The 19,879-nt window shown below is 61.8% G+C and carries 16 protein-coding genes; 8 read left to right on the top strand and 8 right to left on the bottom strand.

Translation table 11 applies throughout. The features are described 5' to 3' along the window. Positions 1 to 165 precede the first annotated feature (165 nt). A complete protein-coding gene (locus tag ACT3TP_RS10825) occupies positions 166 to 1,416 on the top strand; it encodes a benzoate/H(+) symporter BenE family transporter (RefSeq protein WP_105569802.1) in 1,251 nt (416 codons plus the stop codon). Here the strand turns inward: ACT3TP_RS10825 and xylB are convergent. Further along, complete coding sequence (gene xylB / locus ACT3TP_RS10830) at positions 1,413 to 2,801, bottom strand: xylulokinase (RefSeq protein ID WP_444620587.1); 1,389 nt, start codon at positions 2,799 to 2,801, stop codon at positions 1,413 to 1,415. The two genes, ACT3TP_RS10825 and xylB, sit on opposite strands and share 4 nt — an antisense overlap. 2 nt (positions 2,802 to 2,803) lie before the next feature. Beyond that, positions 2,804 to 3,595 (bottom strand): DeoR/GlpR family DNA-binding transcription regulator, encoded by a 792-nt coding sequence (locus ACT3TP_RS10835; RefSeq protein WP_444620606.1) that lies wholly within the window; start codon positions 3,593 to 3,595, stop codon positions 2,804 to 2,806. 182 nt (positions 3,596 to 3,777) lie between these two features. Here ACT3TP_RS10835 and ACT3TP_RS10840 point away from each other — a divergent pair, with 182 nt between their 5' ends. The 4 genes from ACT3TP_RS10840 (at position 3,778) to ACT3TP_RS10855 (ending at position 8,669) form a co-directional block, all read left to right on the top strand. After that, positions 3,778 to 5,115, top strand: coding sequence for an MFS transporter (locus ACT3TP_RS10840; protein ID WP_444620588.1), 1,338 nt, complete (start codon positions 3,778 to 3,780; stop codon positions 5,113 to 5,115). 50 nt (positions 5,116 to 5,165) lie between these two features. Next, a complete protein-coding gene (locus ACT3TP_RS10845; RefSeq protein WP_444620589.1) occupies positions 5,166 to 6,650 on the top strand; it encodes a mannitol dehydrogenase family protein in 1,485 nt (494 codons plus the stop codon). A 131-nt stretch (positions 6,651 to 6,781) separates the two neighbouring features. Then, positions 6,782 to 7,378 (top strand): TetR/AcrR family transcriptional regulator, encoded by a 597-nt coding sequence (locus tag ACT3TP_RS10850; protein WP_096285879.1) that lies wholly within the window; start codon positions 6,782 to 6,784, stop codon positions 7,376 to 7,378. Positions 7,379 to 7,424: 46 nt separating this feature from the next. Next, positions 7,425 to 8,669: an MFS transporter gene (locus ACT3TP_RS10855; protein WP_444616716.1), complete on the top strand. Its 1,245-nt coding sequence runs from the start codon at positions 7,425 to 7,427 to the stop codon at positions 8,667 to 8,669. A gap of 30 nt (positions 8,670 to 8,699) precedes the next feature. Here the strand turns inward: ACT3TP_RS10855 and ACT3TP_RS10860 are convergent, their stop codons facing one another. Then, a complete protein-coding gene (locus tag ACT3TP_RS10860) occupies positions 8,700 to 9,479 on the bottom strand; it encodes a hypothetical protein (RefSeq protein ID WP_096285883.1) in 780 nt (259 codons plus the stop codon). Positions 9,480 to 9,806: 327 nt separating this feature from the next. Here ACT3TP_RS10860 and ACT3TP_RS10865 point away from each other — a divergent pair, with 327 nt between their 5' ends. Further along, positions 9,807 to 9,962 (top strand): D-arabinono-1,4-lactone oxidase, encoded by a 156-nt coding sequence (locus ACT3TP_RS10865; protein ID WP_255248430.1) that lies wholly within the window; start codon positions 9,807 to 9,809, stop codon positions 9,960 to 9,962. On the opposite strand, the gene ACT3TP_RS10870 is transcribed toward ACT3TP_RS10865, so the two are convergent. The 3 genes from ACT3TP_RS10870 to ACT3TP_RS10880 form a co-directional block, all read right to left on the bottom strand. Continuing rightward, entirely contained in the window at positions 9,959 to 10,993 is a 1,035-nt protein-coding gene (locus ACT3TP_RS10870; RefSeq protein WP_141393525.1) for a hypothetical protein, read from the bottom strand. The genes ACT3TP_RS10865 and ACT3TP_RS10870 overlap by 4 nt on opposite strands. Before the next feature lie 92 nt (positions 10,994 to 11,085). Further along, complete coding sequence (locus ACT3TP_RS10875) at positions 11,086 to 12,738, bottom strand: thiamine pyrophosphate-binding protein (RefSeq protein WP_096285889.1); 1,653 nt, start codon at positions 12,736 to 12,738, stop codon at positions 11,086 to 11,088. A gap of 162 nt (positions 12,739 to 12,900) precedes the next feature. Beyond that, complete coding sequence (locus tag ACT3TP_RS10880) at positions 12,901 to 13,914, bottom strand: hypothetical protein (RefSeq protein WP_444620590.1); 1,014 nt, start codon at positions 13,912 to 13,914, stop codon at positions 12,901 to 12,903. Between the two features lie 705 nt (positions 13,915 to 14,619). Between ACT3TP_RS10880 and ACT3TP_RS10885 the strand changes: the two genes are divergently transcribed. Beyond that, positions 14,620 to 15,816, top strand: a complete 1,197-nt coding sequence (locus ACT3TP_RS10885; RefSeq protein ID WP_444620591.1) for an MFS transporter — start codon at positions 14,620 to 14,622, stop codon at positions 15,814 to 15,816. Here ACT3TP_RS10885 and ACT3TP_RS10890 read toward each other — a convergent pair. Then, positions 15,813 to 18,647: an FAD-binding and (Fe-S)-binding domain-containing protein gene (locus ACT3TP_RS10890; RefSeq protein ID WP_096285895.1), complete on the bottom strand. Its 2,835-nt coding sequence runs from the start codon at positions 18,645 to 18,647 to the stop codon at positions 15,813 to 15,815. The two genes, ACT3TP_RS10885 and ACT3TP_RS10890, sit on opposite strands and share 4 nt — an antisense overlap. 127 nt (positions 18,648 to 18,774) lie before the next feature. On the opposite strand from ACT3TP_RS10890, the gene ACT3TP_RS10895 reads away from it, so the two are divergent. Next, on the top strand, positions 18,775 to 19,440 hold the full coding sequence (locus ACT3TP_RS10895) for a GntR family transcriptional regulator (protein ID WP_096285897.1): 666 nt from the start codon (positions 18,775 to 18,777) through the stop codon (positions 19,438 to 19,440). Positions 19,441 to 19,491: 51 nt separating this feature from the next. Here the strand turns inward: ACT3TP_RS10895 and ACT3TP_RS10900 are convergent, their stop codons facing one another. Further along, the gene (locus tag ACT3TP_RS10900; RefSeq protein WP_255248422.1) at positions 19,492 to 19,851 is read right to left on the bottom strand and encodes an ArsR/SmtB family transcription factor; all 360 of its coding nucleotides are present in this window, start codon (positions 19,849 to 19,851) and stop codon (positions 19,492 to 19,494) included. Between the last annotated feature and the right edge of the window lie 28 nt (positions 19,852 to 19,879).

Genomic DNA, 19,879 nt, shown 5'->3' on the forward strand with positions numbered 1-19,879 from the left:
TGTCAGGCTGTGCGCGCCGTCACACTAGGCATCTGCCTAGGCTTAGCCTAGGCATCGGAACCATGAGTTTTTGCATATCAATGGCGGTATTTTAAGTATTTGTCGTTCACCTGTGACCTGCGTAACGTGGGCAGACGTTGCGGTCAGCGAAACGGGAGCCAGGTCATGCCAGAAGAAAAAGCGGTCCAACCGCGTGGGTTGCGCAGGCTCGGAAATGACATTTCCTTCTCCGCAATCTGCGCCGGATTCATCGCCATGGCCGTGTCGTACGCCGGCCCGATGCTGGTGATACTGCAAGCAGCACAGCGCGCCGGGCTCAGCGAGGCGCAGAGCAGTTCCTGGGTATGGGCGGTCTCGGTCGGCAGCGGAATCACCGGCTTGCTGCTCAGCCTGTTCACCCGCCAACCAATTATCGTCGCATGGTCCGTGCCGGGAGCCGCCCTCTTGCTGACGGTCCTCGGCGACTACAGCTATTCCGAAGCCATCGGCGCGTATATCGTTGCCGGGCTGCTTGGGCTGCTCTTGAGCCTCAGCGGGTTGCTGGGATGGCTGCTGGCCCGCGTGCCAAAACCGGTCTTGGCCGCGGTTCTCGCCGGGGTGCTGCTGCCCTTTGTGATGGAGGTGGTTCAGGCGGTCCTTGATTCGCCGCTGATCGCCGGCGGCCTAGTGGCCGCCTACTTCTTGGCCCGCCGCTGGTCGCCGGGCTATGCGGTCCCGGTAGCGCTCTGCGCCGGCATCGCGCTTGCGGCAGGTTCTGGCCAGATTTCGAACGCACCGCTATCGTTCATGCTCACCTCTCCGGTATTCACGGTTCCGGCATTTTCCCTCTCCGCCATCATGGGCATTTCCCTTCCGCTGCTGATCGTCACCATGGCAGGACAAAACGGCCCGGGCCTGACCATGCTTCGCAGCAGCAATTACCGGCCAAATGATCGGCTCCTGCTCAGCGGGGGCTCGCTTGCGAGCATCCTTTTCGCACCCTTCGGCTCGCATGCGATCAACCTTGCAGCAATTACCGCAGGGATCTGCACCTCCGCCCAAGCCCACCGGGATCCGGCGCGACGCTATGTGGCGGGCATTTCTTGCGGTGCGTTTTTCATCTTCTTCGGGCTGTTCAGCCAGACTTTTTTGCAGCTTTTTGCGGCGGTCCCGGCCGAGCTGGTCATCGCTGTCGCGGGCGTGGCCCTGCTTCCGGCCATGCAGGGATCGATGCAGGATATGTTTGACGGCCCGGCCAGCGGTGCGGCGGAGGCCGCGGTCTGCACCCTCATCATCACCGCGTCCGGGGTGGCGCCGCTGGGCATCGTCTCGCCCTTCTGGGGTATCGCAGGAGGCACCCTGTGCTTCCTGGCGCTGCACAAGCGACGCCCGGCCTACGCCGCAAAGGGCCCAAATGCGGCCGTGCCCTCCGGTTAGTTCCACCCCGCGGTTGCATCCCGGGTATCCACATAGCGCGCATAGATCTCGGGAAGCGGTTCACCCTGATAGCGGGTGGACGCCGCGACGTTCCAGACCGGTGGTTCTTTTTCTCCGCTCAGCGCCCAGGCGGCCTGCCGCGCGGCACCCAACGCCACATATTCGGCAGTCTGCGGAACATCTACCGCGACGCCAAAGACCTGCGGCGCGATGCGGCGCACCGCTTCGGACCGCGCGCCACCGCCGATCAGCAGGATTCGCCGGGTTGCTATGCCGGTGGCTTCTTCGAGGGCAGCGACCGCGTCCTTCATGGAGCACAGCAATCCTTCAACGTAGGCACGGGCGATCTGTTCACGGGTGGTCGTGGTACGCAGGCCATGCATCAATCCCGTCGCGTCGGGCCGGTTCGGGGTGCGTTCTCCGCCGAAGTACGGAAGCAGCACCGCTCCCCCGGAGCCGGGCTCCGCGGCCAGCGCAAGGTCAGAGAATTCTTTTTGGCCCACACCGAGCAGCCGGGCACCAAAATCGAGTACCGGAGCGCCGTTGAGGGTGCAGGCCAGCGGCAGGTACCTATTCGTGGCATCCACAAACCCGCTCACCATCCCGGTGCCATCGTGAACGCTGTGATCCACCACCGCGGATGCCACCCCCGAGGTTCCCATGGAGACGCACACGTCCCCGGGCTGCAGATCCAGTCCCAGCGAGGCGGCCATATTGTCTCCGGTGCCGGCCGCAATTTTGAGGCCCGCAGAAGTTTCGCCGACTATTTCATTTGCCGCCGCGAGCCGCGGCAATGCCACCGGCTTGCCCAGTGCCCGGCGCGCCACCTCGGGCAGGAAACGACGCTGCGCGGTCGAGTAGTATCCGGTGCCCGAGGCGTCTCCGTGGTCGGTGGTCGCTTCCTTGCGTCCGCCCAGATGCCAGGTCAGGTAGTCGTGCGGCAGCAGAACCCGGGTGGTGCGGTTCGCATTTTCCGGCTCGTTTTCGCGCAGCCAACGCAGTTTCGAGGCGGTCAGCGATGCGACCATCACGCTGCCTACAAGTTGCGCGCACCCCTGCTCTCCGCCAAGCTCGCCGATCAGGTCCCGCGCCTGCCCGGCGGAGGAGATGTCATTCCACAGCATGGCGGCGCGCACCGGAGCGCCCTGCTCATCCAGGGCAACCATGCCGTGCTGCTGGCCGGCGATCGAGAGCGCGGATGCCCGCTCGAGCAGTCCTGCGGTGCTGGCTTCAAGGGCCCTGATCCACTTGGCCGGATCGACTTGGGTCCCGCCAGGGTGGGGCGCGCGCCCGGAGGCTTTGACCTCACCGGTCTGCGCATCAACGAGCAGCGCTTTGCACGATTGAGTTGACGAGTCGATTCCCAAGACATAGGTCGATGGCATGGCTAATCCTTCGGTGAGCTAGCGGCGAGGTGGATAGTGAGGTTTAGCGACTTCAGCAGGGCCAAGAGCTCGGGAGCCAGCTGGTCATCGATGACGATGTCATCGAATTCGTCCAATCCCATCACGTGATAGAGCCCGGTGCCCTCAAATTTGCTTGAGTCAACGATCAAAATTTTCCGGCCACCGGTTTTCAGCAAGGCGCGTTTGGTCAGCGCCGCTTCGGCATCCGGGTGCAGCAATGCCTGATTTTTGACCGCGGTGGTCGAGACGAACACCGCATCTGCGGTGAGCCGTTGAGCCTGCTCGACTACCACCGAGCCGAGGAATGAATCGGTTTCTGCATAGTATTGGCCGCCCAACCCCACCAAGGCGATGGACGACTGGGCCGACACGGTGTTCATCAGTGCCAGCGAGTGGGTAATGACCGTCGAGGGCCGGCGGCTTTCCAGATGCGGCCCCAGCTCGCCGACGGTGGTGGAGTCGTCCAGGGCAATGACCGCGCCGGGCTCGATGAGCTCGGCTGCGGTGCGGGCGAGCCGTTGCTTGGTGCGCGCGTTGAGATGGCGGCGCAGCCGCACGTCGCGTTCGGCCAGCCGCGCGGTGATCGCTCGTGCGCCGCCGCGGATGCGTTCGAGGCGCCCCTCGCCCGCGAGGACGTCCAGGTCGCGGTGGATGGTCATGGCGCTGACCCCGAAGGCGTCGGCCATAGCTTCCACGCGCGCGGTGTGGACCTGATTGACGTAGCTGGTCAGCTCGTCGCGGCGGCTCTCCGGAGGCAGCCCACTGGATCGCATCACTGCGGATCTCCCTTCGGCAAGTTCATCATTTCTCACACCTCCGATGATAGATGCTGTGCTCGCACTCTCAAAACATCATGATCCAAACAATATTTAACAGAAAATCTGTTGAATTTGTTTATTTGGTGTTAGATTAGTGAAATCACGAGCGGCAGCAATGCCCCACGCAAAGGAGCGCCATGATCTCGGAACCCTCGAACCCAAGTGCACCCCCAACGACCAGGGGCGGCACCGGGCTGCTAGACCGCATGGGACTTCCGCGCCCGCTTTTATGGGGTTTCATCGGCTTAACCCTGTTCATGATCGGCGACGGCGTGGAAACCAATATCCTCACGCCCTACCTGACCGGCGAACACGGATTTTCCATCCCGCTGGCAGGAACCCTGATCACCATCTACGGGGTCACGGTGGCCATTGCCGCATTCCTTTCCGCCTCGCTGTCCGATTTGTGGGGCCCGCGCAAGGTGATGTTCATTGGCGCTGGAATCTGGGTGGCCTTCGAGCTGCTCTTCCTGCTCGTCGCGCTGAACTCCTCCAACGTGGTGCTGATCTTCATCGCCTACGGACTGCGCGGCTTCGGCTACCCCTTCTTCGCCTACGGCTTCCTCGTCTGGATCTCCGCAACCGCCAACGCCAAACGCCTCGCGGTTGCCATCGGCTGGTTCTACGTGGCCTTCAGCGCCGGGCTGCCCACGCTCGGCGCGCTGACCGCGACCGCCTCGCTGGAAATCTTCGGGCTGAACTACTACCAGACCCTTTGGATCTCGCTGGCCCTGGTGATCCTCGGTGCCGCGGTGGCGTTGCTCGGCGTCAAGGAGAAAACCGGACGCGCCCCGCTGGTGGATAACCCGGAGCAGGTGTGGAAGACCATGAGCTTCGGGCTTCGCCTTTTGGTGAGCGACCGCAAGGCGTTGATGGTGATGCTCACCCGCACCATCAATTCGGTACCCACCTACGGCATGGCGGTCTTCTTCCCTGCCTTGTTCGTGGATCGCTTCGGCTGGAGCGTGGGCCAGTTCTTGATCCTGACCACGGTGATCTACGCGGTGAACATTCCCTTCAACCTCTTCTTCGGGGCCCTGGGCGACAAGCTGGGCTGGTCAAAGACCGTGGTCTGGTTCGGCGCGGTGCTCTGTGCGCTGTCGATGGCGGGGCTCTATCTGGTGCCCGCCTGGGCGGTAGACAACGGGATCGAACACGCTTATCTGCTGACCCTGCTGATCGGTGCGGTCTTCGGCATCGGCCTGGCCGGGTTTGTGCCGCTTTCGGCCATCGCCGTCTCGCTGGCGCCGGAGCATCCAGGAGCCGCGATGGCTTCCTACAACCTTGGCATCGGTGCCGCGGTCTTCGCCGGACCGTTGCTGGTCGCCTTGCTCTACACCACCCTGGGCGCCGCAGGAATGGTGTATCTATTCGCCGCGCTGTACTTGGTTGCGGCGCTGATGTCGCACTTGTTGCGCGGAACCCAACCCGGATTCAACGGCGTTCCCACCCCCGCACCGCAGCGCGTCGCCTGAAGCGATCGCTTGAGCAACTGATATTTCCCCCATAAGGAGACTGCGAATTCATGAAACTCTCTAATCAGACGCTGACAGAAATCCCGCCAGAGGTACAGGTACCGGCCTATGACCGCAGCGAGGTTTCCGCTGGAATCGTCCACTTCGGCGTCGGCGGATTCCACCGCGCCCATCAGGCCATGTATCTCGATCGGCTCATGAACGAGAGCCAAGCCCTCGACTGGGGTATCTGCGGCATGGGAATCATGCCCTCGGACACGCGCATGCGAGATACCCTCAGCGACAGCGACGGACTATATACCCTGGTAGTCAAGAATCCGGACGGCAGCCGTGAGGTGCGGGTCATCGGTTCAATTATCGATTACCTGTACGCTCCGGATGACACCCGTGCGGCTATCGAGAAGCTGGCAGATCCCGCGATCCGCATCGTGTCGCTGACCGTCACCGAGGGCGGATACAACGTCAACCCGGTCACCGGGGAATTCGACCTGCAGAACCGCGCCATCGCCGCGGATCTGGCCGATCCGGAAAACCCGAAAACCGCCTTCGGCCTGATCAGTGCCGGGCTGAAGCTTCGCCGCGAGCGTGGCCTCGCGCCTTTTACCGTCATGAGCTGCGACAACATCCAAGGCAACGGCGAGGTGGCGCATAAGATGTTTGGCGCCTTCGCCACCGCGCTGGATGCAGAATTCGGTGCCTGGGTGCAGGCAAATGTTCCGTTTCCCAACTCGATGGTCGACCGCATCACCCCGGTCACCACGGACGCTGATCGGCGCGACGTGACCGAGCGCTATGGCATCGAAGATGCCTGGCCGGTAGTGTGCGAAGACTTCGTACAGTGGGCGCTAGAGGACAAGTTCGTATCCGGCCGCCCGGAATTCGAGCAGGTCGGAGTCCAGGTAGTTGCAGATGTGGTGCCTTTTGAACTGATGAAGTTGCGTCTGCTCAATGCCACCCATCAGGGCCTGTGCTATTTCGGCCATCTGGCCGGATACCGCGCGGTGCATGACGCGGCACGCAATGAGCTCTTCGCCCAATTCTTGCTGCGCTACATGCGCACCGAGGCGCAGCCTACGCTGGCGGCCTTGCCCGGAGTGGACCTGGCCGCCTATCAGGACAAGCTGATCGAGCGGTACCGCAACGAGCACGTGGCCGACACTATTGCGCGGCTTTGCGCGGACTCCTCGGATCGCATCCCCAAGTGGCTCATGCCGGTGGTCCGCGAAAACCTCGCCGCCGATCGCGACGTGCGTCTTTCGGCCGCCATCGTGGCCAGCTGGGCACGCTATGCCGAGGGCACCGACGAAATGGGCGAGCCGATCCAGATCGTTGACCGTCTGGCTCAGGAAGTCTCCGCCGCCGCTGCGAAGCACAGCGAAGATCCCTTGGCATTCCTGCGCCAGCGAGACCTGTTTGGCGACGTCATCAACGATGAACGGTTCACCAAACCATATTTGGAGACCCTCGCATCCCTGCATTCACAGGGAGCGATTGCCACTCTGGAACGGATTATGGCGCAGAGCGCCGCCCATTAGTTCGCCGGAAAAGAATCTCACCTTGCCGAGCGGCTCCCCATTAAGGAGCCGCTCGGTCATTTTGTACCCGAAATCCTTGGAACCGGATGAATGTTGCTAAACTAAAGTGACACTTTAGTTTAGGAATCGCTATGAATGATGGAATCTTGCCGGTTAGTACGCGCCCACGCAGCGTGGCAACCCATCACAAGGTCTTGGACTCCACCAATGAACTACTCCGCGACACGGGTTTCCGCGGGATTTCGATTGAGCGCATCGCCGAGCATTCAGGCGTCAGCACCGCGACGCTGTACAAGCACTGGCCCTCCAAGAATGCAATCGTTGCCGAAGCTTTCGGACGTGTCGCAACAAAAGCGCTGAAGATCCCCACCGACGGAGACCCCTTGGCGAATCTCATCGACTGTACTGTCGAATCGTTAACCTTCCACAGCATCCAAAGCGGGCGCGTATTCTTTCAGCTGCTGGCCGCCTGCTCCTTGGAGCCGCACGGCGCCGCGTATTTCGAGCAGTTTTATCTAGCTCCGCGGCGTAAAACTCTCAAACCCCTCTTTGCGCGCGCACTCGCTTCGGGCCAGTTGGCCGAAGGCCTGGATGTCGACGTTGCCATGGACGTGGCCTTTGGTGCAGCGGTGTTCCGGCTGATGCGCGAGGCCGAAAGCGTTGACCTGGCCTCCATTGAAGAAACCGTCCGCTGGTCCGTGCGAGGATTATTGGCTGAGCAGCCCTAGGAGCATCACGCACACGACCCATTCGCTACAACACAGAAGAGATCTCGTGGCACACGCCAACAACTACGTCGCCGACAAACTCGGCTTCACCACCGCACTCATTGGCCTTTGCCTCATCGCAGCACACTCCGGCACGCCGTCACCGATCTTCCCGCTGTACTCCGAGCAATGGGGACTGTCTTCCCTTGAAGTCAGCAGCGTCTTCGCCGTATATATCTTCGGTTTGTTGGTTACCCTGCTGACCTGCGGGGCACTGTCCGATCATATTGGACGCCGTCCCGTCGCCTTTAGCGCGTTGCTGATTGCCGCGGCTTCGATGCTCGTCATGGCATTCGCCGATTCATTGAATGCGCTGCTGATCGCCCGGATCCTGCAGGGTATTGCCTCGGGCCTCGGATTCGGCACCCTGGGCGCAGCCTTGCTCGATTACTCCCCCGCCTCGCGCCACCGGACCGTCGCCATGCTCAACGGCGCCGTGCCACCTGCGGCAATCGGCCTCGGCGCCCTGCTCAGTGGCATTCTCGTGCAGTTCGCACCGCACCCCTTCCAGATCCCTTATCTGGTGGTCGCCGCATTGTTGATTCTGGCGCTGATTCCGGCGAGCTTGCTCAAGGAGCGCCACCCACGCCGTCACGGTGTATGGCGTTCGCTCATCCCCTCGGTAATGATCCCCAAGGAGGTGCGCCGCGAGTTCCTCGTCGCAGTCGGCGCATTGCTCGCCAGCTGGGCGCTGGTTGGAATGTATCTGGGATTGGGCGCGAGCATCACCAAAACGTTGATGAATATTCAAGCACCGACGTTGAGCGGCCTAGCCATCTTTGCGCTGACCGGCGCGAGTGCGGTGCTCGGCGCCGTCACCTTCCGGTTCGACGCCTTGAAGGTCATGACCCTTGGATGCATCTCGCTGATCGTTGGATCGGGCGGGCTCGTACTAGCTGTTTACACGGAAAACACGGCGATCTATTTCATCTCCAGCATCATCGGCGGCATCGGCTTGGGCGGCGCCTTCCAAGGTGGGCTTCGGACCCTCGTGGAGAACGTCCCCACGCTGCAACGCGGCGGCACGCTCTCCTCGGTATATCTGGTGAGCTACTTAGCCTTCGGCCTGCCCACACTGATCGGCGGACTGCTGATCCCAACCCACGGACTAAAAAACGTCACCTACGGCTACGCCGGACTAGTTGTCCTGCTCTCTGTCATTGCCCTGGCATTGATCGCCGGAACTTCCAGGAAGAGCAGACCGGCAGCTTCCGATTCAGAACGAAAAACAACCGCAGGATGTTTCATGTGAAACATCCTGCGGTTGTTTTTCAGTTTCGGACTATTTGCGCTTCCGCGGTTTCTCCACAACATCGGTGTCGATAATATCCGGGTCATCCAGCTCAAGCTGGCTTGGAGCCACGGTATCGATTCCCTCGAACGCTACCGCCGCGTTTTCAATAACCCGCTTGGCCAGATAGCGGTTGCCGGCCCCGCCGATAACGGCCCCGATGCCGAAAGGCACCAGCCGGCCAAGCATGCTGGCACCTTGGGTGCCAACGATCTTGCGAATGAACTTCTTCTGCAAGCTCTTCTGCGCCGTGGCCATCAGGCTCGTTGACTTGTTCGAGCCAAATGATCTTGCCCAGCCCTTGACCGGTCCGGAGCCGCGACCTGCCGCCTGACTGGTCAGTGCCGAAATCATCGAACTGCCTTCCTCGCCCATCAGCACGCCCATGACCAGCAAGCGCGATCGGTCCGGGTCGTCAATGGCAATGCCATGAAGTTCGGCCAAGGACTGCGCATAAAGCGCAGAGGCTTCCAGGAACCCGATCGTGGCGGCCAGCGAGAGCCCCAGCGCTACAGCGGTACCTACCGCCGGCACCGCCGCGGTACCACCCACGGCAGCTCCAGAGCCGGTGACCACGACCAAATAATCGCGTTCAACGATCTTGGCCAGCTCGGCCGCAGATGCCTGGGGATGTTTCGCGCGCAATCGCTTGAGATATGCAAGGACCAACGGCCGCTGCACACCGACGCCCCGCATGATGGCGTCTTGGACGGCCGAACGAGGTTTGCCGCTCGAGTCTATGAATGTCATCGAAATGGGATCTTTGCTCATGATAATCCCAGACTAGTAGCTCCAGCCTGATAGTTCCCGGGAAAATGCCGGATTCTCGCCGCGAATTATCAATACCAAGCCAGAACCGAGCTTTTCCTTGATACGCTCGCGTCGCGGCGCAAGAGGTGGCCTATGAAGAATGCGCAGGCCACACGTTATAACCTGGCACTGGAAAAGGCCGGAATGCGTGAACGCCAGGTCGGTTTACTCGATTAAAAAGCCTTCGACCAGAATGCGATCGCTCTGCGCGAACGAGCGGGGAACATCTCCATACGAGCTATCTCGTGGTGCATCGCTAAGTCCGCGACGAAGTTCCAGAATACTTCCCTGCCAGAGCGACCGCACTGGGGCAAAGCGCATTTCTTGGGAGCTTCGCAGCTGTACCCGCGATTCGCCGATTTCCAGGCGATGCGCTCTAAGGCAGACCCGCAGGGGTTGTTCCTCAACGGGCACCTGCGGCAGCTGTTGGTGGAAGAAGTTTAGAACTGAATATCGGTCCAGATCAGGGCGGGAGCCGAATCGTTGATTTGGGCCGGGCCGTCGATAGTTTGCGCTTGGAGCGGTGCACGGTCCCCGATATGCCCCTGGCCAAGGACCTGCCAGGCGCTACTTGGAAGGAGATAATTTCCCGAATCGCTGAGCGCCTCGGGACGGTCGGCTTCATGCAGCAGCGCATCCCGCGCGGCCAGCGAGGATGGCTGCTGGCCTAGGGATCCGGCTAAGACATACGGGCTTTTTCCGACTCCACGGGTTTTTATCCCCTGGTCATCGCGCAGGTATTCTTCGCCGCCGAGGTAATCGGAGATGACTCGCAGCTGGTCGAGTTGGCGCGCTTCGGCAAAGGAATAGCCGCCGGAAGCGTCGTCAGTTTGCACGGCGAGCACATGAACGTGCTTGCCGCGGTACTCGATCGGGATATCCCAAAGCCCACTGCTCATCACGGGAATTGAAGCCGCCAGTGCGCCACTCAATCCAGAATCATCGAGCCTGCTCTCCGGGACGGCGGACCATTTCAGCTCCGATATTCCGGTGACTGAGTCTTGGTCAATCTGATATTTGGAAAGGACAACGACGGCGCCTTGGCCTTCGAAGTTGCCCTGCCCCCAAGCATCTTCTGGGCCGCCGACAATCCGGTCCCCGTTGAGATCAGCACCGCTTGGTTTGCCCTTGTTGCCCGGGCCTAGGTAAACGTAGTCGTATTCAACGTCCCGCCGGGAGTCCTCTGGATTGTTCAGGTAATGATCCTGGAACGCCTGCACGGCTTGTTCGTCTGCATCCATCCCGGTAAGCACCACGAAGTCGGCATTGGCTGCGGTGATGCTGTCCGCTGCCTGCGCGGCTTCGCGGTCATCTCCCTGCATGAGGTCTGCGGAGAGCTGCCCCGGAACATCCCGAGTCATCTCGGTGGCTAGCGTGGCTACACGCAACGATGTTTCAGACAGCCCCTGGCTCGGCGCGGGGTTGGGGTCTTGCGCGTCCCAAGGGGCGGCAATAGCGCCCGTGGCGGGAAGCATTAATAGCGCTCCCAAACCTAGACTTGCCGTTCCTACTAAGACTTTGCGCACTCTGCAACCCTACGCCGAATCAGCACTCATAATCCAGCACCTTAATCGGATTGTGATGCCTGCGCCGCGGTGGCCCGCGCGTTCGCGGCCAGTATTTCCTCCATATATGGTGCCCGAACGTTCGGTGAGATCCGCGCATCCACCAGACATATTCCCTTCGCCCCCTGATCTACCCACTGCCGAACCTTGGAAAAATCGGCCACCGAGTCGATGCGAAGCCCCGTTGCGCCCACTGCGGTGGCGAGTGCCGCGAAGTCGACAGTTGGGATGAGCATAGGATCCTCGTGCAGGCCAATGGAACCGTATTGGTGGACCTCCGCCCCGTAGGCTGAGTCGTTGTAGATCACGATGACTCCGCTGCTGATGGTGCGCACGATCGATTCGAGATCGGCTAGGCCCATCAGGAATCCGCCGTCTCCGGCGGCCAGCACTACGGTGCGGCCCTCGGCCGCTGCCCCCGCGCCGACCATGGATGCAATACCTAGGCCAATGGACTGGTAGGCGGTGCCTACGCAGGTCAGCGCTCGCGCCCCGGAAGTTGACCAATACATGGGCCCCCAACCGATGAAGTGCCCACCGTCCTGAACCAGAACCCGGTTCTCGGGCAAGATCTCCTCCAGTTCGCTGGCCACTCGACGCGGATCGAGCAGACCGTCCGCGGCGCGCTCCTCCCCCAGCGGGCGGTCGCGGACCGCGTCCAGGTTTATCGAGCCGGCCCAGCCCGAATCCTGGGCGCCCACGGCGCCCAAGAGACGATCAACCGCTGCGGAGACGTCTCCGGTGGCGAAGTAATCCACTCGCGGGCTCGTGGCGTTAGCCGCAAGATCGATCTGCATTACCTGTGCCTCGACGTTGACCAGATCCCCAAAGCGCATGGTGAACTGATTAAGTCCGGCCCCGAGCACCAGCACGGTATCGGCCTGCTCGATGATTTCGGCGTTTCGTTCGGTGGCGAAGCCACCGGTGATTCCCAGATCGTACGGGTAGTCCAACAGGTCGCGGGCCAGCAGTGTTCCCGAGGTGGTGGCTCCGAGCCGTTCGGCAAGTTCGGCAATACCCACTGCCGCGTCGATGGCTCCACGACCATAGAGGATATGCGGGCGTTTGGCGGCCAAAAGCCGGTCGGTGATGGCCCGTAGTTGAGTTGCATTGAGTTCAGGCGCCGGCGGAACACTGCGGAAGCTGTTGAACTGCGGCAGCTCGACTTCGAGGTTTGGTGCCGCGGCGAGGTCATAGGGGATGGACAGAACCACCGGGATCTGTTCGCGCAGCGCGTGGGCGGCCGCGGCGAGCGCCGTTGCGCCCGGGGTGTGCCGGTCCACCTCGTAGCGCACGGCCCGCACACCGGTGTCCATGGCGGCCTGGTCGACGTCCCAACCGCGCAAGCCGGTCGTCGGCGCGTCGCCGGTGACTAGCAGCAACGGAGTGCGCGCCGCCGCAGCTTCGGCCAAGGCGGTGACGGCGTTGGTATAACCTGCGCCGTACGTGGTCGAGGCGATAGCGAGGCGGTTTGAAATCCTGAAGTAGGCGTCGGCGGCGGACACCGTTGCGGACTCGTGGCGCACGGCGGTGTAGCTAAAGCCTGCGCGGACGGCGGCATCGAGGAAGTGTGCGTTGCCGTTGCCCATCAGGCCAAAGATCTGTGGAGCAATCGGCTTAAGGGCATGGGCAATGGCAGCTGAAACGCTGGACATAATGGACTCTTTTCCTGAAGAAAACTAAAGAAAATTCCATATATGTCTGCCGTTACCAGTTGCATTCGGCAACGGGTATCGCCCCTTTTGAGAGCGCCGGAGCCTTATGAGGTGGCTCCTGACAAGATCAAGAATAGGGCACAAATCACTCAACGCGCTAGATCAAGCTCGTCGTTCCTGTCCTGCATCGATATCGAGCCGTCGCGTGATGTCTGATTCCAGATCCTCGAAAATGGATCCACGAAGCCAGCCATTGAGCTGGGCCATGACTGCCAAAGCGATAAAGCCGACCAGCATTTTATCCGCCAAGGAATACAAGAGATTCGATTGGAATACTGCGACAAACATTGGCAAGCCAAAGGACTCTAGGTTCATCCGGGTTCCCTCAGAGGCATGCCCGGTACCGCCGCCGAAGAGGAGCACCAATAAGCTCGTCGCAACCACAGTGCATGCAAAGCCAACCAGCAGGTTCAGCGCAAAATAGCGCCTGAGAGTTCCCTTTCGACGCACCCACAGCGCCCCATATCCCCAGAGCAAGGCACCGGTGACGTTGACCAGCCCGAAAGGTATCGACGAGGAATCGGTGATCCCGGATCCTAGGAGATTCGTTGCCACAGCGACACCAACGCCTGCCCAAGGGCCCAGCATCATTGCCGCAACCGCGGTGCCGAGCATGTCCAGGTACAGTGGCACTCCAAGATTCGCCACCAGCCAGAACCCCAGCAGGTTGGCCAGGGCGCAGCCGAGGGCCAATATCACCTTTCTGACATGCACTGCGATCTTCTGCTTCGTTTCCTTGGCGGCCTCGGGCTCGGCCAACGGGGCATTTGGTCGTTCGGGTACGACGGGTTCTTCAGATCCAGGGTATTCGGTGTCTTCTGTTGCGGCCTGTTCACGTCGAGCCTGCAAGCATCGCAGCCGCCAACTCTCAATGTCTTTCTCCGTTCCATCCAGTGCACGGACGATTTCAGAGACCAGTTCCAGATTGAGCCGGGTTCGTCCGCGCCGAAAGGCATCGTAGACAGTTGATCTGGCAGGGCGGGACGCATCTGGTGCGACGCCTTGGGCTATTCGATTTCGGGAGATCCTGCGAACAATTTCTGCATACGGAACGTCACCGCCATCAAGGCGCAGCTGCTGCAGGTCGTCGACGATGCGGTCGAACGGCGATAGCATCCTCTGGGATTGATCTCTGAAATCCGACACTTTCACTGCCTTCGCTCTTCGCGCCTTCCTTTATTCCGCGTTGTGAATTAACTCTAGGGTGCATGCAGAGAATTCAAGACATTCGTGGGAAACATTTCACGCAATGCGCGTCGCGGACAAAGGGCGCGGTCATATATTCCATTACAAGAATATAAGCTCTGAGCTGATAATACACATTCCCCTAAAGGGCAAATCTTGTCCGGATTTGTCCGAACCCCGCCCTTTCCATTGCCGACGCAGGATGCGGACGGCTAAATTATTGTAGCTAGAAGTTTCAGTTTGATGCGTCGTAGTTAGCTCCGGAAGTTCGATAAACGCCACTGTCAATCGAATCTCGCATAGGTGGACGCTGCACCAGCATCTGCATTTTGGGGGCAAATGCTGGGTAGCCACGGAAACTTTCTGGACCTCCCGCAAGGGTCGGACAGCCGAGCGCCTTCGTAATCTTCGAAGGCGCTCGACGTATTTCACCCCCGGCACCGAACACTTGCGTTGCAGCGGATGGCAGAGTGCTATTCCAGCGATCCCTGCGGGCAATCGGGGTCTCGTGTTGTTGCGTCATATTTAGGAACAACCAGAGCACTAGCGTTTCTGCTCTAGGGTTTGAGGTGAGCCCCGACTCGTGCACCTAAGGAGATCGCCACGCATCGCAACCCAGCCAAGAAGAAATGGGCCTTGCTCTGGGTCATCGCCGGAATCGCCATTTTGGCGCTGAGCCTGCGCGCGCCGATCATCTCGCCCACCGCGGCAATCACCGATATTCAATCCGACACCGGGCTCAGCGCCGCCGGCGCTGGGTTGCTCACGGGTCTTCCAGTTTTGCTCTTCGCCATCGCGACGCCTCTGGCAACCGGCACCATACGCCGTTTCGGCGCCGAGGCCACCGTCATCCTGTGCTTGGTCGGCGTGCTGATCGGAACGATAATCCGCTCGCTGGGTTCCGCCCCGCTCCTGCTGACTGGCACGGTGCTGATCGGCGCCGCGATAACCCTGGGAAACATCGTAGTTCCGGTCATCATTCGCCGCGATGTGCCGTGGCGACGGGCCCCGGCGGCAACGGGGGTGTACTCCGCGGCCATGAATGTCGGTTCCATGGTGACCCTGCTTGGTACCGCCCCGCTCGCGGCCGCTTTCGGCTGGCGCCTCGCGATCGCCGCATGGACGGTTGTCACCGCCCTGGGGCTGGTTTTCTGGCTGGTGCTTCTCCGGATGCGCCGCGCGGGCGCGAAACCCGCCGAGCTGCCAGCCGAGCCGCCTCCCAAACGGCCTACGAGCCAGGCCGACGCCGCGATGCTGGTTGCCGCGAGATCCCGGAACCGCAAGGTGACCGCCCTGCTGGTCTTCGGTTTCTGCGGCCAATCGGCCGCCTACTACGCGACCACCACCTGGCTTCCGTTGCTGCTGGCCGAAACCGTGGGGCTTTCCCTTGCTTCTTCGGCCGCTAGCGCTTCGCTGTTCCAGATCGCCGCGGTGGTGGGCGCCTTGGGTGTTCCGCTGCTGGCCGCCCGCACCGGGCCCTGGGTTCCGGCGCTCGTCGTAGCCATCTGCTGGATTGCCCTGCCGTTGGGATTGCTGGCCGCACCAGAGGCCTACATCGCCTTTTCCGTGATCGGCGGCGTCGCCCAGGGTGGAGGGTTCACCGCGATCTTCTCGCTCATCCCGCGAATAACAAGCACAAATGCGCAGGCGGCCTCCGCCTCGGCTCGAATCCAGGGCGGAGGCTATGTCGCGGCTACCATCGCTCCGCCGCTGGCCGGATGGCTCAATACCACCACCGGGGGCTGGAACGCGCCGCTGGCTCTGGTGCTGGCCGCAACCTTGGCCTTCACCATCGGCACCTTGTCCGCGGTCCGTCTCGTCGCGCGCGGCTAAGCGATCCCGGTGCCTTGCGCCAACAGTTCGATCACATGGCGGTAGTCCTTGCCGGTAGCCCGGCTCATGCCCAGCTCGCAGGTGCGGTTGCACGAGGCATGGGCGCTGGCGGCCAGCTCGCGCACCTCGGCGGCTTCGCGCGCGGTGGCCGAGGCGGTGAGCTCCGGATGCAGCATGCCACGGTCTCCGGCAAAGGCGCAGCAACCCCAATTCACCGGAACGTGCACGGTGTCCGCGACCGCTTCGGCGACCTTCTGCAGATCACCGTTCAGGCCCATCTGCGTTGACGAGCAGGTGGGGTGCAGGGTCAGCGAATCGATCCGCTTGGCTTCCGGGAGCTTGTCCAGCAGGTGCCGTGAGGTGAAGGCCAGCAGGTCGACTACCTCGAAGCCCTGCTCTTCCAAGGTATGCGCGAAGCCCTCGGTGCAGCTGGTTGCATCGGAAATTACCGGTAGCCTGAACGCCGGCTGGGCAGCATGGACTTGTTCGAGCACGCGTTTGGCCATCACCGCATGCCCATCCTCGTAGCCCTTCGAGCTCCATGGGGTACCGCAGCACATCGATTCAATGCCTTCCGGGACCAGCACCGAAATGCCTGCCTGCCGCAGCAGCTGTTCGAAGGCCGGAGCCACCCCCTGCCCTTCACCGCCTGGGCCGAACATCGAGTTCACGCAGGCAGGCAGGTAGATGGCGCTTGGCTCGGTACCTGCGGCACCGAGATTTCCCGTCAGCGGCTTGCGCGCCTTGCCGCCAGCCGGCAGATCTGCGTCATAGCGCGGCATGGTGTCGTTACCCACGAGCTTGCGGGCCACGTCGGTGGCGCCACGGACCAGCGGCACCGGGAACTTGCCGGCGACGCTCAACGCCACCGAGCCGACGCGAGTTGCCGCGCCCCAGCCCTTGGCCGCGGCCTTGAATCCGCCCGCCATCGCCGGGTTCGCATCCTCGCGGCGCAGTCGCTTGACCAGCAAGCCGGTATTGATCTGCACCGGGCAGGCGGTGACGCACATGCCATCCACCGCACAGGTCTCTACCGCAGAGTACTCGAAGTCGCGCTCGAGTTCTGCGGCGAGCTCCCGGTTGCCCTCGGCCTCGGCCTTGGCGATCGCGCGGCGCACGGCGATGCGCTGGCGTGGGGTCAGCGTCAGGTCTTTGGACGGGCAAACGGGCTCGCAGTAGCCGCACTCAACGCATCGGTCGGCTTCAACCTCGATGGTCTCGTTCAGCTTGATGTTGCGGATGTGGGCTGCGTGATCTTCATCGATGATGACCCCCGGGTTGAGCATCAGCCGCGGATCGCAGGCAGCCTTGAGCTGCACCATGACTTCGTAGAGCTCATCGCCATACTGGCGCCGGACGAAGGGCGCCATGGCGCGCCCGGTGCCGTGCTCGGCTTTCAGATTGCCGCCCTTGGAGAGCACCAGGTCGACCATCTTGTCATTAAACGCGTTGTAGCGGTTCAACGCCGTCTCGCCCTCGAAGCGGTCGGTGAGCATGAAGTGGATATTTCCATCCTTGGCGTGGCCGAAGATCACCGAATCTTCATACTCGTACTCCTCAAAGAGCTCCTGCAGGCTTCCGCAGGTTTCGGCCAACGAGGCAACGGGCACCGCAACGTCCTCGAGCAACGCGGTAGTTCCCGACACGCGTGCGCCGGCCACCGAAGCATAGAGCCCCTTGCGGAACTTCCACGCGGCCTGGCGGTTCGCCGCATCGGTTGAAAGCATGGCCGGGGCGCGGAGCGACGCCGCGTCCAGCAGGCGCTGCCCATCACCTTGCAGCCCGGCAAGCTCTTCCTCCGAGTCCGCGTGGTATTCCACGAGCAGGGCCGCTTGGGCGTTGATTTCGAAGCCCATAATTGCCTCGGGCACCCCGGGCAGGCTCTGGCCCACGCGCAGCGAGGTGGAGTCCATGAGCTCCAGAGTCGCCGCGCCCGAGTCCAGCAGATCCGGTAGCGCGCGAGTTGCCAGATCCAAGGAATCAAAGACCGCCAGGGTGGCGATCGCGAGCTTGCGAATCGGCACGGTCCAGAAGACCGCCTCGGCGACAAAAGCCAAGGTGCCCTCGGAACCGATAATCAGGTGCGCGAGCAGATCCGCCGGCGTCTGGTGATCCAGGAAGGAATTGATGCCGTAGCCCATGGTGTTCTTCAGGGCAAAGTGCTTTTCGATCAGCGCCACGGAATCCTTATTTCCGCGCACGCGGTCCCGCAAGCGCTCAAGGGTGGCGACAAGTTCCGGTTCGGCAGCGGCCAGCTTGGCGTCGGCATCCGGGGCAGCGGTGTCGATCATGGTGCCGCTGGGAAGCACAAAGGTCATCGATTCCAGCGTGCGGTAGGTGTTGAACTCGGTACCACAAGCCATGCCCGACGAGTTGTTGGCGATTACGCCACCAATGGTGCAGGCCGCCTCGCTGGCCGGGTCTGGCCCAAGCTTGAAGCCGTATGCCGAAAGCCGCGCATTGACCTGACGCACCGTCGCGCCGGGCTGCACCCGCACGCGCTTGCCCTGATCAAGCACCGTGATGCCGCGAAAGTTTCGACGCACATCGAGCATCAACCCGTCACCGCTCGCCTGGCCGGCGAGCGAGGTGCCGCCGGAGCGAAGCGTTACCGGCTGACCGGCGCGCATGCTGGCCGCAAGAAGCTGCGAAACCTCGACTGCGTCCTTGGCGATGATCACCGCCTGCGGGGTGTAGAGGTAGTGCGAAGCGTCGGAGGCGTATGCCACCCGGTCGATTGACGTGGTTTTGACGCGGTCGGGCTCGGCGACCAAGTCAAGGATGCTCGGCGAAACCTTGGTTTCGCCGAGTGCCGGCGTGCTCAATGCCATGATGCGCTCCTGTGCGGTTGGTAGGCCCAGCCTACCGAATAAGAATATTGTCTAACAAGTACACATGCTATGTTAGTGCCTTTCGTGGGATACTCGAGGGGTCAGCAAGTTTCTTGAAAGGAATTCCATGCCCGCAAGGCTCGGTGTCGTCTCGGTAGTCCAGGCGATCATCAATGATCTGCGGAGCAGAATTTTCGCCGGAGAACTGCCCCCCGGCACTGCGCTGAGCGAGGCGGACGTCGCCGCGCATTACACCGTGGCCAGGCCCACCGCGAAGGCGGCACTCGAAAACTTGGTGGCCAGCGGGCTCTTGACCCGCAACGCGCATCAGAGCGCCCGGGTCACCGTGCTGAATTCGGCCGACGCCCGAGACATCTACCGGACGCGCGCAATCATCGAAGCCGAAGCGGTGCGACTGCTTGCAACTACCGGGCAAGTTCCAGCGGCGGCATATGAGGCCAACGCCCAAATCACCGCACTATCCAATGCCTCACCGGTGCAGATCGTGGAACCCGATGTCAGATTCCATTCTGCGCTGGTCAATGCCTTGGGCTCACAGCGCACCAGCGCAAGCTATGCCCAGCTCAGTGACGAGATTCGGTTGTGCATGACGCACGTGCAGGATGCCACGCTGCTAAGCACCAAGGACATTGCCGCAGAGCATCAAAAGCTGCTGGAGCAGATCGAGGCGAATGACGCGCAGGGGGCCGCCAGCACCTTGGCCGATCACCTCAGCCGCGCCAGCAGCAAGCTCGAGGCGCATCTGGATCATATCCAGCAGACCGCCAAGTAGGCACCTGCCGCCTTTCCGGCGAGCGCCGCCGGAGGACGCCGATGCGAGTGCTTATTCGGCTTGCGGCGGCAGGTGTTCGGGGTGTAATTCGGAATGCGGCGCATCCATCTGGTGCAGGAGTTGGTGAACTCCTGCGTGAACTAGTCGCCAGCGCCGGAAACGCCCGTCAGGCGTGGATTGAACTACCTGCGCCCGCTGCAGTGTCGCCAAGGCCTGGGTGACGGTATTCGGGCTGAGTCCGGCCGCCGCAGCGAGCTGATTCACCGAGGAATCCGGGGCTGCATGAATGGCGAAAAGTATTTTTATTCTGGTCGGATCGGCGCAGAGGGAAAACACCTCTGCCCACTGGGAAATGCGTCGTTGGGCATCATTGACCGCATCGGCAGCGATCTGGCTGCGCTTGCTTTCCATCAATACGTTTCCTCCCCCGAAATTCGGT

Source organism: Glutamicibacter sp. AOP38-B1-38 (assembly GCF_052377485.1).
GTDB lineage: Bacteria > Actinomycetota > Actinomycetes > Actinomycetales > Micrococcaceae > Glutamicibacter.

What these genes read in the sequence shown, in the direction of transcription:
- ACT3TP_RS10825 (WP_105569802.1), top strand. Translation starts at nt 166, where the DNA reads ATGCCAGAAGAAAAAGCGGTCCAACCGCGTGGGTTGCGCAGGCTCGGA.
- xylB (WP_444620587.1), bottom strand. Translation starts at nt 2,801, where the DNA reads ATGCCATCGACCTATGTCTTGGGAATCGACTCGTCAACTCAATCGTGC.
- ACT3TP_RS10835 (WP_444620606.1), bottom strand. Translation starts at nt 3,595, where the DNA reads ATGCGATCCAGTGGGCTGCCTCCGGAGAGCCGCCGCGACGAGCTGACC.
- ACT3TP_RS10840 (WP_444620588.1), top strand. Translation starts at nt 3,778, where the DNA reads ATGATCTCGGAACCCTCGAACCCAAGTGCACCCCCAACGACCAGGGGC.
- ACT3TP_RS10845 (WP_444620589.1), top strand. Translation starts at nt 5,166, where the DNA reads ATGAAACTCTCTAATCAGACGCTGACAGAAATCCCGCCAGAGGTACAG.
- ACT3TP_RS10850 (WP_096285879.1), top strand. Translation starts at nt 6,782, where the DNA reads ATGAATGATGGAATCTTGCCGGTTAGTACGCGCCCACGCAGCGTGGCA.
- ACT3TP_RS10860 (WP_096285883.1), bottom strand. Translation starts at nt 9,479, where the DNA reads ATGAGCAAAGATCCCATTTCGATGACATTCATAGACTCGAGCGGCAAA.
- ACT3TP_RS10870 (WP_141393525.1), bottom strand. Translation starts at nt 10,993, where the DNA reads ATGCTTCCCGCCACGGGCGCTATTGCCGCCCCTTGGGACGCGCAAGAC.
- ACT3TP_RS10875 (WP_096285889.1), bottom strand. Translation starts at nt 12,738, where the DNA reads ATGTCCAGCGTTTCAGCTGCCATTGCCCATGCCCTTAAGCCGATTGCT.
- ACT3TP_RS10880 (WP_444620590.1), bottom strand. Translation starts at nt 13,914, where the DNA reads ATGCTATCGCCGTTCGACCGCATCGTCGACGACCTGCAGCAGCTGCGC.
- ACT3TP_RS10890 (WP_096285895.1), bottom strand. Translation starts at nt 18,647, where the DNA reads ATGGCATTGAGCACGCCGGCACTCGGCGAAACCAAGGTTTCGCCGAGC.
- ACT3TP_RS10895 (WP_096285897.1), top strand. Translation starts at nt 18,775, where the DNA reads ATGCCCGCAAGGCTCGGTGTCGTCTCGGTAGTCCAGGCGATCATCAAT.
- ACT3TP_RS10900 (WP_255248422.1), bottom strand. Translation starts at nt 19,851, where the DNA reads ATGGAAAGCAAGCGCAGCCAGATCGCTGCCGATGCGGTCAATGATGCC.